This is a genomic window from Rhizobium sp. PAMB 3182 (assembly GCF_052908355.1).
In genome coordinates, this window is record NZ_CM128607.1 from 1,551,653 (window position 1) to 1,566,357 (window position 14,705).

The 14,705-nt window shown below is 62.5% G+C and carries 11 protein-coding genes; 8 read left to right on the forward strand and 3 right to left on the reverse strand.

The window, feature by feature from the left end; translation table 11 throughout:
- Positions 1–253: 253 nt before the first annotated feature.
- A complete protein-coding gene (locus ACU5AZ_RS07725; RefSeq protein ID WP_446825426.1) occupies positions 254–1,390 on the reverse strand; it encodes an aromatic ring-hydroxylating oxygenase subunit alpha in 1,137 nt (378 codons plus the stop codon).
- Positions 1,391–1,460: 70 nt separating this feature from the next.
- Entirely contained in the window at positions 1,461–1,670 is a 210-nt protein-coding gene (locus tag ACU5AZ_RS07730; RefSeq protein ID WP_446825427.1) for a hypothetical protein, read from the reverse strand.
- 93 nt (positions 1,671–1,763) lie between these two features.
- Here ACU5AZ_RS07730 and ACU5AZ_RS07735 point away from each other — a divergent pair, with 93 nt between their 5' ends.
- Positions 1,764–3,479, forward strand: a complete 1,716-nt coding sequence (locus ACU5AZ_RS07735) for a long-chain-fatty-acid--CoA ligase (protein ID WP_446825428.1) — start codon at positions 1,764–1,766, stop codon at positions 3,477–3,479.
- On the opposite strand, the gene ACU5AZ_RS07740 is transcribed toward ACU5AZ_RS07735, so the two are convergent.
- On the reverse strand, positions 3,476–4,888 hold the full coding sequence (locus tag ACU5AZ_RS07740) for a helix-turn-helix domain-containing protein (protein WP_446825429.1): 1,413 nt from the start codon (positions 4,886–4,888) through the stop codon (positions 3,476–3,478). The genes ACU5AZ_RS07735 and ACU5AZ_RS07740 overlap by 4 nt on opposite strands.
- 121 nt (positions 4,889–5,009) lie before the next feature.
- Between ACU5AZ_RS07740 and ACU5AZ_RS07745 the strand changes: the two genes are divergently transcribed.
- The 7 genes from ACU5AZ_RS07745 to pgi all read left to right on the forward strand — a co-directional run bounded on the left by ACU5AZ_RS07745 (position 5,010) and on the right by pgi (position 14,613).
- Positions 5,010–6,542 (forward strand): acyl-CoA carboxylase subunit beta, encoded by a 1,533-nt coding sequence (locus ACU5AZ_RS07745; protein ID WP_446825430.1) that lies wholly within the window; start codon positions 5,010–5,012, stop codon positions 6,540–6,542.
- Positions 6,543–6,630: 88 nt separating this feature from the next.
- Positions 6,631–7,527: a glutathione-dependent disulfide-bond oxidoreductase gene (gene yghU, locus ACU5AZ_RS07750; RefSeq protein WP_446825431.1), complete on the forward strand. Its 897-nt coding sequence runs from the start codon at positions 6,631–6,633 to the stop codon at positions 7,525–7,527.
- A gap of 12 nt (positions 7,528–7,539) precedes the next feature.
- Positions 7,540–7,917, forward strand: a complete 378-nt coding sequence (locus ACU5AZ_RS07755; RefSeq protein WP_446825432.1) for a hypothetical protein — start codon at positions 7,540–7,542, stop codon at positions 7,915–7,917.
- Positions 7,918–8,014: 97 nt separating this feature from the next.
- A complete protein-coding gene (locus ACU5AZ_RS07760) occupies positions 8,015–8,407 on the forward strand; it encodes a hypothetical protein (RefSeq protein ID WP_446825433.1) in 393 nt (130 codons plus the stop codon).
- A 12-nt stretch (positions 8,408–8,419) separates the two neighbouring features.
- Positions 8,420–10,423, forward strand: coding sequence for an acetyl-CoA carboxylase biotin carboxylase subunit (locus tag ACU5AZ_RS07765; protein ID WP_446825434.1), 2,004 nt, complete (start codon positions 8,420–8,422; stop codon positions 10,421–10,423).
- 319 nt (positions 10,424–10,742) lie between these two features.
- Positions 10,743–12,881, forward strand: coding sequence for a methylmalonyl-CoA mutase (gene scpA / locus ACU5AZ_RS07770; RefSeq protein WP_446825435.1), 2,139 nt, complete (start codon positions 10,743–10,745; stop codon positions 12,879–12,881).
- A 106-nt stretch (positions 12,882–12,987) separates the two neighbouring features.
- Positions 12,988–14,613, forward strand: coding sequence for a glucose-6-phosphate isomerase (gene pgi, locus ACU5AZ_RS07775; RefSeq protein WP_446825436.1), 1,626 nt, complete (start codon positions 12,988–12,990; stop codon positions 14,611–14,613).
- The last annotated feature ends 92 nt before the right edge of the window (positions 14,614–14,705 follow it).

The window sequence follows — 14,705 nt, forward strand, 5'->3', positions numbered from 1 at the left end:
TCCCGCCGCGCGCGATTGTCCTGTTTTGACACTCGCGGAATGGATGCAGTTGCGGGAGACCTCAATAAACTCTGGATTTTGTGGCCACCAGGCGTAGCAAACGTCCGATTGCGGGACCGAAGCCGACCCGTTTCGGAACAGTGCCGGTTTCGCCGGACATCCCTAACAGTTTGCTAAATCTCGGCGGCCTTTGGAGGTGTTCCGGCCGCCGAATGATGAAGGCGGTCGGGGCGCGGCATTGGCCGCGCCCGCCTCAACCAGGAATCTTCGACGAGATGTACTGGGCGAATTCGAAGTTGGGGCGCTCCAGATGCGACAGCGCACCGGGTGCGGACAACCTCCCGGTAATGCCCTTGTAGACCTTCTCGGTGCAGCCGCGGTCCTCGTCGTTGACATCGTCGAGCAGCGCCTTCAGCGTCGCGAAGTGCTTCTGCGCCTCCGGATCGTTGGCGTAATCCGGATGCATGCCGCCGCCATAGAGGATCTTCACGTGGTCCGGCCCGTCCGGATGCAGGGACAGGTACCAGAAGTAGCCGGGCGTCAGCGTGATGAAGAGCGCCGGATAGATCGACAGAAGCCAGGTCTTGACCCGCTCCTCGCCGGTCAGCGTCGTGTTGGAGGGATGGGCGACCGTCAGCGGCGCATCGCCCTTCTTCAGGATCCAGTGGTAGTTGAAGGCGGGAAAGCCCTCCGGACAGGTCATTTTCTCCAGCGACACGAAGCCGCCGATCGTGCCCGAGTGACAGACCGGCAGATGGTAGCTTTCCATGAAGTTTTCGCCGAGCACCTTCCAGTTGGTGTTCCAGCGGTGCTCCTCGCGGAAGGTTTCGATGTAGCTGCCCATGTCGAGATAGCCGACAAGCGCGTCGACATCCTTCAGGCTCTCCTCCGGATCGGGCGCATCCGGGTTGAGGCTGACGAGGATCCAGCCCTTCCAGTCAACGCAGCGGATCGCCGGCAGCGCCACATTGTCCTTGCAGAAGCCCTCGTTCAGCGTCATCGCCGGCGCGCCGCGCAACGTGCCGTCGAGATTGTAGGTCCAGGCGTGATAGGGACAGACGATCGAGCGCACATGACCGCTCCCCTGGAGCAGGGTCGACATGCGGTGGCGACAGACATTGGAAAGAGCCCGCAGCTGACCGTCCCGGTCGCGCAGCACGATCACCGGCTCGCCGGCGATTTCCATCGTCAGGTAATCGCCCGGATTCTTCAGACCATCGGTCCGTCCGGCGCAGAGCCATTCCTTGGAAAAGATGTGTTCCAGTTCCTGGGCCAGAAAGGACTCGGATGTATAGACGCTCTTTGGCATGGCCGCGGCCTGTTCGAAAGGCACCGACACATTGGCTTTGAGCTCGGCGGCGGGAGACCGCTCAGGACTGTGGATCGTCATTTTACGTCAGCCTTGAAAAGAGGTTGGTACACAAACGAATATTAGGATGGTGACACGATTTTCGGCTTTGTTAAGTCGATTTTTTAGCAAAGCTCATTTTTGTTTCAGAAATCGGCGTGCCGCCCCTCATTTTGCGCTCCAACGCCTGAAAATGCGGCGATCGGCGACGCGCAAGATTGCGTTTGCACGCCCAGGCATTTGCAGCGATGATGCCTTCAGTCCCAATGCGCGCAACAAAAATATTGACGTTTACGTCAAGGTTATAATAATCAGGTTTCAAGACTGGCGGCTCAATGCTGCCGTCTCCGAACGGAGGAGGAAGCCCCGGCATCCGGGGGAGCCGTTCGGAAGATCAGGCCACGGGAGGGCCCCAATGACCAGCACGATGTCGACCTCCACCGGAGAAGACACCACCGCCACCGCTTCCGGCAAGCCGTGGCTCGCCTGCTATCCGGAAGGCGTGCCGGCCGAAATCCCGCCGCTGGCCTTCCAGTCGCTCGGCGACTTCTTCGACGCGCATGTGGCGAAATACGCCGCCCGGACAGCCTTCACCAACATGGGCAAGGACCTGACCTTCAGCGACCTCGACGCCGCGTCCCGGCGGGTTGCCGCATGGCTGCAGAGCAAGGGGCTGAAGAAGGGCGACCGTGTCGCGGTGATGATGCCGAACATCCTGCAAAATCCGGTCGCCACCTATGCGGTACTCAGGGCCGGGCTGACCGTCGTCAACGTCAATCCGCTCTATACGCCGCGCGAGCTGGAACACCAGTTGAAGGATTCCGGCGCCAAGGCGCTGTTCATCCTGGAAAACTTCTGCGTCACGGCGGAAAAGATCCTGGCGAAGACCGACGTCAAGCACGTCGTCGTCGCCTCGCTTGGCGACATGCTCGGGCTCAAGGGCCTGATCGTCAACCTGGTCGTGCGCCGGGTGAAAAAACTCGTGCCGCAATGGTCGATCCCGGGCCACACCCGCTTCAAGGATGTGCTCGCAGAAGGCGGCCGTCTGCCGTTCAACAAGCCGACGCTCGGCCTTAGCGACGTCGCCTTCCTGCAATATACCGGCGGCACGACCGGCGTTTCCAAGGGAACGACGCTGACGCACGCCAACCTTCTCGCCAACACCTCGCAGGTCATGACCTGGCTGACGACGCGCGCCAACGCCAAGCCGCTGCCGGAAGACATCCTGATGGTCTGCGCGCTGCCGCTCTACCACATCTTCGCGCTGACGGTGAACTCGCTGGTCGGCATGGCGCTTGGCGGCCATAACCTGATGATCACCAATCCGCGCGACATTCCGGCCTTCGTGGAGGAACTGAAGAAGCATCCCTTCCACATCTTCCCCGGCCTCAACACGCTCTTCAACGCGCTCCTCAACAATCCCGATTTCCGCAATCTCGACTTTTCCAACGGTCTTCTCGTACTTGGCGGCGGCATGGCCGTGCAGCGCCCCGTGGCCGAACGCTGGAAGGAAGTGACGGGGATCGCGATCACCGAAGGCTACGGGCTTTCCGAAACCTCGCCGGTGGCGACCGTCAACCGGCTGGATGCGACCGAGTTTTCCGGCACGGTCGGCCTGCCGCTGCCCTCGACCGACATCGATATCCGCGACGAGGAAGGCAAGTCACTGCCGATCGGTGAAGTCGGCGAGATCTGCATTCGCGGACCGCAGGTGATGGCCGGCTACTGGAACCGGCCGGAAGAGACTGCACAGGTGATGACGGCGGACGGCTTCTTCCGCTCCGGCGACATGGGCTTCATGAACGCGTCGGGTTACACCACCATCGTTGACCGCAAGAAGGACATGATCCTGGTGTCGGGCTTCAACGTCTATCCGAACGAGATCGAGGAAGTCGCCGTCATGCACGAGGGCATTCTCGAGGCGGCGGCCGTCGGCGTACCGGACCAGCATTCGGGCGAGGCGGTGAAGCTCTTCGTCGTGCGCAAGGACCCGAACCTGACGGAGGCCGACGTGAAGGCGCACTGCGCGGAAAACCTCACCAATTACAAGCGCCCGAAATTCATCGAATTCCGCGACGAACTGCCGAAGTCGAACGTCGGCAAGATCCTGCGCAAGGAACTGCGCGGCTAAACCAGCCGGTAAGGCAGGATATCGCGGTTTTCGTGATCGACGACGATGCGGCTCTTGACCGGCGGCATGGCGCGGCTCGGACAGCTCTGCCGCTCGCAGATGCGACAGGAAATGCCGATCGGATCGAAGGCCGCCCGGTTGCCGAGATCCATGTCGTCGGCATAGACGAAGTTTTCCGCGTATGAGACCTCGCAGCCGAGCGCCAGCGCATATTGCTGCTGGCTCTGGCGGAAGCCGCGCCCACCCTTGGAAACCTGCAGGGCGACGCTGAGATAGCGCACGCCGTCCGGCGTCTCGGCCAGCTGGCGGACGATGCGGCCCGGCATTTCAAATGCCTGATGTACCTTCCACAACGGACAGGCAGAACCGAAGCGGGCGAACTGCAGCTTGGCGGCGCTGTGGCGCTTGATGATGTTGCCGGCCCGGTCGATCTTGGCAAAGAACACCGGCACGCCTTTCATGCCGGGACGCTGCAGGGTCGAGAGACGGTGACTGACCTGCTCAAGGCTGGCGCCGAAACGCGCCGTCAACAGGTCAAGGTCGTGGCGCAGGTCACGGGCCGCATCCATGAACTTTCGATAGGGGAGGACAAGCGCCCCGGCAAAATAGTTCTGCAGCCCGATCGTGCAGATCTCGCGCGCCTCGGCGGTGCGGAAACCGACGAAGCCGGCGATGGCGTCGATCGCCTCGCCGGCTTCGACCTGGGCGATCTTCATGGCGATCTGGAAGGCCCGCGTCTGCGCCGGCAGGTACGGATTGAGCGACAGAACCCGCGCATCGGCATCGTAGTGGCGGATCATGTCGTCGCCGCGGGCGGCGCGGATGACACGGATATCGTGCGCCTCCTCCAGAAAGCCGGTCAGCGCCGCGTTGAGATCCACCTCGCCGATGCCCAGCCGCGTTGCCAGCTTTTCCGCCTGCAGGTCGAGATCGTGGACATAGTTGTCGACGAAATGGAAGTAGTCGCGCACTTCCTCATAAGGCGTGTTTTCGCCAAGCGTCGCGCCCTGGCCCAGCGACTGGTCGAGGCTGGCGATCTGTTCGGAGTTGTGGCGGTAGGCCTGGTGGCAGGCGATCAGCGCATGGGCGATGCCCGGCGCATTCTGCACCACCATCTTCATGTCTTTGAGCGTCGGTGACCACGCCTGGAACATCGGATCGGCGAGCGCCTCGGACAGTGCCGAGAGAAGCCGGTCGTCCTCGCCGCCCGACAGATCCGCCAGATCGATGCGATAGCGCTCCGCGAGCGCCAGCAGGACGGCGGCGGAGACGGGCCGCTGGTTGTTCTCGATCTGGTTGAGGTACGAGACCGAGATGCCGATGCTTTCGGCAAAGCGGGCCTGCGTGGCCTTGTTCTGCTGTCTGAGTTCCCGCACCTTGCGGCCGATATAGAGTTTGCCGATCGCCATGTTCGCAACTTTGCAAAATTCATCTTCTTAATCTGTAAATTGTGCACATTCACATTTTCAAGCATTTTATGTGCGCGCAAAGCGGATTATGTAACGGCAACAATCCGAATGAGGAGGATCCATGTCCGAAATTCTCGAGCAACTGGAAGCCCGTCGCGCCGAAGCGCATCTCGGCGGCGGCACGCGGCGCATCGAGGCCCAGCACGCCAAGGGCAAGCTGACGGCGCGCGAACGCATCGAGGTGCTGCTCGACGAGGGTTCGTTCGAGGAATACGACATGTACGTCACCCACCGCTGCGTCGACTTCGGCATGGCGGAGAGCAAGGTGCCGGGCGACGGCGTGGTGACCGGCTGGGGCACGATCAACGGCCGCCAGGTCTACGTGTTCAGCCAGGACTTCACCGTGCTCGGCGGCTCGCTGTCGGAAACGCACGCCCAGAAGATCTGCAAGATCATGGACATGGCAGTCCGCAACGGTGCACCAGTGATCGGCCTGAACGACAGTGGCGGCGCGCGCATCCAGGAAGGCGTCGCCTCGCTTGCCGGCTATGCCGAGGTGTTCCGCCGCAATGCCGAAGCATCCGGCGTCATCCCGCAGATTTCCGTCATCATGGGGCCGTGTGCTGGCGGTGCCGTCTACTCGCCGGCGATGACCGACTTCATCTTCATGGTCCGCGATAGTTCCTACATGTTCGTGACCGGCCCGGACGTGGTGAAGACGGTCACCAACGAGATCGTCACGGCCGAAGAGCTCGGCGGCGCCTCCACCCACACGAAGAAGTCCTCGGTTGCCGATGGCGCCTACGAGGACGACATCGAGACGCTGGAGCAGGTGCGGCTGCTGTTCGACTTCCTGCCCTTGAACAATCGCGAAAAGCCGCCGGTTCGCCCCTTCCACGACGACCCGGCGCGCATCGAAAACCGCCTCGACACGCTGATCCCCGACAGCGCCAACAAGCCCTATGACATGAAGGAGCTGATCCACGCGATTGCAGACGAAGGCGACTTCTTCGAGCTGCAGGCGGAGTTCGCCAAGAACATCATCACCGGCTTCATCCGCATCGAAGGCCAGAGCGTCGGCGTCGTCGCCAACCAGCCGATGGTGCTTGCCGGCTGCCTCGACATTGACAGTTCGCGCAAGGCAGCCCGTTTCGTGCGCTTCTGCGACGCCTTCTCGATCCCGATCCTGACGCTGGTCGACGTGCCCGGCTTCCTGCCCGGCACCGCGCAGGAATATGGCGGCGTCATCAAGCACGGCGCCAAGCTGTTGTTTGCCTATTCGGAAGCGACCGTGCCGATGGTAACGCTGATCACCCGCAAGGCCTATGGCGGCGCCTATGACGTGATGGCCTCCAAGCACATCGGCGCTGACGTCAACTATGCCTGGCCGACCGCCGAAATCGCCGTGATGGGCGCCAAGGGCGCGACCGAAATCCTCTACCGCTCAGAGCTTGGCGATCCGGAAAAGATCGCCGCGCGCACGAAGGAATACGAGGAGCGCTTCGCCAACCCCTTCGTCGCCGCCGAACGCGGCTTCATCGACGAGGTGATCCGCCCCCATTCCTCGCGCCGCCGCATCGCCCGCGCCTTTGCGTCACTCCGCAACAAGAACCAGACGACGCACTGGAAGAAGCACGATACGATACCGCTGTGAGGGGCGGAAATGTTGTCTGCCTCGCCTATATTAGAGTGCCGGCGTCCGGCCCCTCGGATGCCGCAGGCAACATTTCAGGATGGATTTCATGACCGATAATAACCCGCAAGACAATTTTCCCGCCGGGTACGAGCCGGCCAAGGTTTGGACCTGGGACAAGGGGAATGGCGGCGCCTTTGCCTCCATCAACCGCCCGATCGCCGGCGCGACGCATGACAAAGAGCTGCCGGTCGGCAAGCATCCGCTGCAGCTTTATTCGCTGGCCACGCCGAACGGCCAGAAGGTCACCATCATGCTGGAGGAGCTTCTGGAAGCCGGCCACAAGGACGCCGAATACGATGCCTGGCTGATCAAGATCGGCGATGGCGACCAGTTCGGCTCCGGCTTCGTCGAGGTCAATCCGAATTCCAAGATCCCGGCGCTGATGGACCGCTCCACCGCCGAGCCGACCCGCGTCTTCGAATCCGGCTCCATCCTTCTCTATCTCGCCGAAAAGTTCGGCGCCTTCCTGCCCAAGGATCACAAGGCCCGCACCGAGACGATGAACTGGCTGTTCTGGCAGATGGGCTCGGCGCCCTTCCTCGGCGGCGGCTTCGGGCATTTCTATGCCTACGCGCCGATCAAGATCAAATACGCGATCGACCGCTACGCGATGGAAGTGAAGCGGCAGATGGACGTGCTCGACCGGCATCTGGCCGACCATCAGTTCATGGCCGGCTCCGACTATTCGATCGCCGACATGGCCATCTGGCCCTGGTACGGGCGCCTTGCCCGCAGCGAGGCCTATAACGACGCCGGCACGTTCCTCGAAGTCGAGGGCTACAAGAACGTCAAGCGCTGGACGGACGAGATCGGCGCGCGCCCGGCGGTCAAGCGCGGCATCATGGTCAACAAGGCCTCCGGCGATCCGTCCGAACAACTGCATGAACGCCACGACGCCTCCGACTTCGAAACGAAGACGCAGGACAAGATCGGCAAGAACTGAGGATATACTGGAATGGCCAAGCTTCCCGACATGACGAAACACCGCGGATTTCCGTCCGGCATGCCGGGAACCGGCCTCCAGTTCACCATAAGGCGGGCGAACCCCAAGGGGATTTCCCCGCTGGTGGTGCTGCCGCGGCGCTTCAGCCGCGACGACACCGAGCACCGCGCCGATGCCGCCTTCATCCATGCGATCTGGCACTGCTTCGGCGCGGAGCCCTTCGAGCGCGGCAATCTCGATGCCCGCCGCCTGTCGCGGCTGTTCGAGCGCGAGGTGGTGCCGGCCGAAAAGCCGTTCGACAAGGCCTCCTACCAGGCCATGCTGCAGCTCAACGAGCCGCTCGCCCGCTCGAATTTCCCCGAAGCCTTCGAAGACGTGCTGGAAGTGTAGGCGTAATATCGGAAACGACTATAATTCTGATGCCAGGAGCGGCAACGGCATCGAATTCTTCAGCCGGTAGTTTGCAATCCATTTTTTGGGGGGAGGCATGTCTTTGAGGAAAATAGCAATCGGCCTTTTCGGCCTTTCGACCTTTCTATGTGGTTCCGCCATCGCGGCTGAGGCCGTCGTTCCGACGTATGAATTAGAGACCATGGTTGCAGAGCAGGATTCAAAATACGGCTTGGGAATGACGCTTGTGTTTCAGGTTGCCGATTTTGAGGACAGTGTCTGGCAATCCGAAGCCATGGTTAGAGATATGACCCTGCTCTGCAAATCTTGGTCTCCAACCGTTTTGAAGAGTAATTGGCATGCGAATAACAAGACGCCACCCCAATTCATCAAGATCATGGTGAAGCAAGGCGGGGTCGTAGGAAAATATCTCAAGATACGCTTCAATACTGACGGCCAGCACTGCTTTAGCATTGCGACCGGCAAATAGCTCGAGGACGAAATGATCAAGAAAATCCTGATCGCCAATCGCGGTGAAATCGCCTGCCGGGTCATCAAGACGGCGCGGAAGATGGGCATTGCGACCGTCGCCGTCTATTCCGACGCCGATCGCGAGGCCATGCATGTGAAGATGGCCGACGAGGCCGTCCATATCGGCCCGGCGCCTTCCAGCCAGTCCTATATCGTCATCGACAAAATCCTCGACGCGATCCGCAAGACCGGCGCCGATGCGGTGCATCCGGGATACGGCTTCCTGTCGGAGAACCCGCTGTTCGCCAAGGCGCTGGAGAAGGAAGGCGTGACCTTCATCGGCCCGCCCGTCGGCGCCATCGAGGCGATGGGCGACAAGATCACCTCGAAGAAGCTGGCAGCCGAAGCCGGCGTTTCCACCGTCCCGGGCCATATGGGGCTGATCGAGGACGCCGACGAGGCGGTGAAGATCGCTTCCTCCATCGGCTATCCGGTGATGATCAAGGCATCGGCCGGCGGCGGCGGCAAGGGCATGCGCATTGCCTGGAACGACGCCGAGGCGCGCGAGGGTTTCCAGTCTTCGAAGAACGAGGCGAAATCCTCCTTCGGCGACGACCGCATCTTTATTGAAAAATTCGTCACCCAGCCGCGCCATATCGAAATCCAGGTGCTCGGCGACAAGCACGGCAACACGCTCTATCTCGGCGAACGCGAATGCTCGATCCAGCGCCGGAACCAGAAGGTGATCGAGGAAGCCCCCTCGCCGTTCCTCGACGAGGAAACGCGCAAGGCCATGGGCGAGCAGGCCGTGGCGCTGTCGAAGGCGGTCGGCTACCACTCCGCCGGCACGGTCGAGTTCATCGTCGACGGCGAGCGCAATTTCTACTTCCTGGAAATGAACACCCGCCTGCAGGTCGAGCATCCGGTCACCGAACTGATCACCGGCATCGATCTCGTCGAGCAGATGATCCGCGTCGCCTCCGGGGAAGAACTTTCCTTCGGGCAGGACGACATCCGCCTCAACGGCTGGGCGATCGAGAGCCGCCTCTATGCCGAAGACCCCTATCGCAACTTCCTGCCGTCGATCGGCCGGCTGACGCGCTACCGCCCGCCGGAAGAAGGCACGGCTGCGGACGGAACGACGGTGCGCAACGATACCGGCGTCTTCGAGGGCGCGGAAATCTCGATGTACTACGATCCGATGATCGCCAAGCTCTGCACGCATGGCCTCAACCGGACGGAAGCGATCGACGCCATGGCGGATGCGCTCGACCGGTTCGAGGTCGAAGGCATCGGCCACAACCTGCCCTTCCTGTCGGCGGTCATGGGCCAGGAGCGGTTCCGCAAGGGGACGCTTACGACGGCCTATATCGCCGAGGAATTTCCGGACGGCTTTTCCGGCGTCAAGCCGGATGCCTCCGAGACCCGCTTCCTGGCGGCAATCGCCACCCATGTGCACCTCACGCTGCAGGAGCGCGCCGTGCAGATTTCCGGCACGATCGGCAATCATCGCCGCGTGCCCGGCAAGGACTGGGTCGTCCGCTTCAACGGTGAAGGCATTGCCGTCTCCAGTGCTGCAACCGAGAAGGGCCGGCTTGTCGAATTCGAGGACGGCCAGTCGCTCACCATCGTCAGCGACTGGACGCCGGGCCGCACCACCGCGCTCTTCAGCGCCGGCGGCGAGGCGGCGCATGTGAAGGTCGAAACGGCGGGAACCGGCATCCGGCTGCGCTGGCGTGGCATTGATCTGACCGCACATGTCCGTTCGCCGCGTGTCGCCGAGCTTGCCCGCCTCATTCCGGAAAAGCCGCCGCGCGATACCTCGAAGATGCTACTCTGCCCGATGCCGGGCGTGCTGACAGCGCTCAGCGTTGCGGAAGGCCAGACCGTGGAAGCCGGCCAACCGCTGGCGACCGTCGAAGCCATGAAGATGGAAAACGTGCTGCGCGCCGAAAAGCGCGGCACCGTGAAACGGCTAGCCGCCGCCGCCGGCGCCAGCCTCGCGGTGGACGAGCTCATTCTGGAGTTCGAGTGATGTCGTACTCTGACTTCCATCATCAGGCCCCCTTCCTTCTATTTCAGGAAAGCCCCTCCCCAACCCCTCCCCACAAGGGGGAGGGGCTCCTTTGCCATGCCGTTTGCGCCAGACAGACACCGTTCCAAAGCGGAAAGCGGATCAGCTTTATATGGCGGTTGCCGCAAGCTAAGCCCCTCCCCCTTGTGGGGAGGGGTTGGGGAGGGGATCTTGTCGAAACATATCGGCGACATCGACCTGTTTCGACAAGATCCCCCCTTGTGGGGGAGATGCCCGGCAGGGCAGAGGGGGGTAGTGACCTCCCCAGGGAGGGAACGAAATGACCGACAAAACCATCAAGGACTGGCAAACACTTGCCGAAAAGGAGCTGAAGGCCTCGCCCGACAAGCTCACCTGGGAGACGCCCGAGGGCATTGCCGTCAAGCCGCTCTATACCGGCGACGATCTTGAGGGGATGGAGCACCTGGGTTCGCTCCCCGGCTTCGAGCCGTTCCTGCGCGGGCCGCGGGCCACCATGTATGCCGGCCGGCCATGGACGATCCGGCAATATGCCGGCTTCTCGACGGCGGAAGCCTCCAATGCCTTTTACCGAAAGGCGCTTGCCGCCGGCCAGCAGGGTGTCTCCGTCGCCTTCGACCTCGCCACCCATCGCGGCTATGACAGCGATCATCCGCGCGTCGAGGGCGACGTCGGCAAGGCGGGCGTGGCGATCGATAGCGTCGAGGACATGAAAATCCTGTTCGACGGCATTCCGCTCGAAAAGATATCCGTGTCGATGACCATGAATGGCGCCGTCATACCGATCCTGGCGAACTTCATCGTCGCCGGCGAGGAACAGGGTGTGACGCGCGACAAGCTGTCGGGGACCATCCAGAACGACATCCTTAAGGAGTTCATGGTCCGCAACACCTACATCTACCCGCCGGAACCCTCGATGCGGATCGTTGCCGACATCATCGAATATACGGCGCGCGAGATGCCGAAGTTCAATTCGATCTCGATTTCCGGCTACCACATGCAGGAGGCCGGGGCGACGCTGGTGCAGGAGCTCGCCTTCACGCTGGCTGACGGGCGCGAATATGTGCGCGCGGCGCTGAAGAAGGGCCTCGACGTCGACGAATTCGCCGGCCGCCTCTCCTTCTTCTTCGCCATCGGCATGAACTTCTTCATGGAGGCGGCAAAGCTCAGGGCCGCCCGCCTCCTCTGGTCGCGCATCATGTCGGAGTTCGAGCCGAATAAGGCCTCGTCGAAGATGCTGCGCACCCATTGCCAGACATCGGGCGTGTCGCTGGCCGAGCAGGATCCCTACAACAACATCATCCGCACCGCCTTCGAGGCCATGTCGGCCGTGCTCGGCGGCACGCAGTCGCTGCACACCAATTCCTTCGACGAGGCGATTGCGCTGCCGACCGAATTTTCCGCCCGGATCGCCCGCAACACGCAGCTGATCCTGCAGCACGAGACGGGCGTCACCAAGGTCGTCGATCCGCTCGCCGGCTCCTACTACGTCGAGAGCCTGACGAACGAGCTTGCGGAAAAGGCCTGGGCGCTGATCGAGGAAGTGGAAGAGCTCGGCGGTATGACCAAGGCAGTCAATGACGGGCTGCCGAAGCGCCTGATCGAGGCTGCGGCAACGAAGCGGCAGGCGGCGGTCGACCGTGGCGAAGAGGTCATTGTCGGCGTCAACAAGTACCGGCTGGAAAACGAGGATGATATCGACATTCTCGACATCGACAACACCGCCGTTCGCGCCTCGCAGATCAAGCGCCTCGCCGAGACAAAACGCCGGCGTGATCCGAAGGCCGTCGAAAAGACGCTGGCTGCGCTGACCGAAGTCGCGAAAACCGGCAAGGGCAACCTGCTTGGTGCCGCCGTGGACGCCGCCCGGGCGCGCGCCACCGTCGGCGAGATTTCCGATGCCATGCGAACCGCCTTCGGCGACCATTCAGCAGTGCCGGAAGTGGTGCACGGCGTCTATGGCGAAGCCTATGACGACGATCCGGAAATGCAGGTGCTCGCCGGACGGCTGGCCGATTACACCAAGGCCTCCGGCCACCGGCCGAAGGTCATGGTCGCCAAGCTCGGCCAGGACGGTCACGACCGCGGCGCCAAGGTGATCGCGTCAGCCTTCGGCGATATCGGCTTCGACGTGCTCTCCGGACCCCTCTTCCAGACGCCGGAAGAGGCAGCCGATACGGCGATCGAAAGCAAGGTCGCTGTCGTCGGCGTCTCCTCGCTTGCGGCCGGCCACAAGACGCTTGTGCCGCAGCTTGTCGATGCCCTGAAGGCCAAGGGCGCAGAAGACATCATCGTCGTTGCCGGCGGCGTCATCCCGCGGCAGGACTACCAGTTCCTGCTCGATCACGGTGTTGCCGCCGTTTTCGGTCCCGGCACCAACGTGCTTTACGCCGCCCGCTCCGTTCTCGATCTGGTCGAGGGCCGGTTGCGCAACACCTGACTGGTCGCGGGCAGGTGACGAAATGCCTGCCCGCCACTCCCCGTCCCTTGATTTACCTGGCAAAGCGGCTAGTTTCGCGGCGACAAGACTATCAAGGAGATGCCCCATGCAGTCCATCGTTGAAGCGCTGAAGAAGACCGTCGCGTCGACCGCCGCCACCGACATCCGCGCCGCCTTTGCCGCAGATCCGGACCGGTTCGCCCATTTCAGCGCCGCCTTCGACGACCTCCTGATGGACTACTCCAAATGCGCTGTGAATGCCGAGATCATGGCCGGGCTCATCGAGCTCGCCGACAAGGGCGGGGTTGCCGCCAAGCGCGACAAGATGTTTGCGGGTGAAGCGATCAACTTCACCGAGGACCGGGCCGTGCTGCACACGGCGTTGCGCAACCGCTCCAACAAGCCGGTGATGGTCGACGGCAAGGATGTGATGCCGGACGTCAACGGCGTGCTCGATGCCATGGGCGCGTTTTCCGATGGCATCCGCTCGGGCAAGCTTGCAGGGGCTACCGGCCGCAAGATCACCGACGTCGTCAACATCGGCATCGGCGGGTCCGATCTCGGCCCGGTGATGGCGACGCTGGCGCTCGCGCCCTTCCATGACGGCCCGCGCCTGCATTTCGTCTCCAATGTCGACGGCGCCCATATTGCCGACACGCTGAAGACGCTCTCGGCCGAAACCACGCTCTTCATCATCGCCTCGAAGACCTTCACGACGATCGAGACGATGACCAACGCGAAGACCGCCCGCGACTTCGTCGCCAAGGCGCTCGGCGAGGCCGCCGTCAAGCACCACTTCGCCGCCGTCTCCACCGCGCTCGACAAGGTCGCCGCCTTCGGCATCGATGCGGACCGCGTCTTCGGTTTCTGGGACTGGGTGGGCGGACGCTACTCCATCTGGTCGGCGATCGGCCTGCCGCTGATGATCGCGATCGGCCCCGACAACTTCGGCAAGTTCCTAGACGGCGCGCATGCCATGGACCGGCATTTCCGCGAGGCGCCGGCGGAGAAGAACCTGCCGATGCTGCTCGGCCTGATCGGCTATTATCACCGCAACGTGCTCGGCTACGGCTCCCGGGCGATCATCCCTTACGACCAGCGTCTGTCGCGCTTCCCGGCCTATCTGCAGCAGCTCGACATGGAATCGAACGGCAAGGGCGTCACCGTCGACGGCACGCCGGTCAAGGGTGAAAGCGGGCCCGTCGTCTGGGGCGAGCCCGGCACCAACGGCCAGCACGCCTTCTTCCAGCTCCTGCACCAGGGCACCTCGATCATCCCGATCGAGTTCATGATCGCCGCCAACGGCTTCGAGCCGGAGCTTCGCCACCAGCACGAGCTGCTGATGGCCAATTGCCTTGCCCAGAGCCAGGCGCTGCTCAAGGGCCGCACGCTTGCCGAAGCCAAGGCACAGCTGACCGCCAAGGGCATGGACGACAAGCAGGCCGACTTCATCGCCCCGCACCGCGTCTTTACCGGCAACCGTCCGTCGATCACCTTTGTCTACGATAAGCTGACGCCGTTCGCGCTCGGCCGCCTGATCGCCCTCTACGAGCACCGTGTCTTCGTCGAAGGCGTTCTGTTTGGCATCAACTCCTTCGACCAGTGGGGCGTCGAGCTCGGCAAGGAACTGGCAACCGGCCTTTTGCCGGCCGTCGAAGGCAAGACCGACGGCGGCGACCTCGACAGCTCGACGGCCGGGCTGGTCAAGACGCTGATATCACGTAAGGGTTAAGCCGCAGCCTCCCATCTCCCCCCTGGCGGGGGAGAATGGAATTTCAATATCTTAGCTTTAGCTAAGTGTTAGAAATTCCAAGAGAGGGGGTC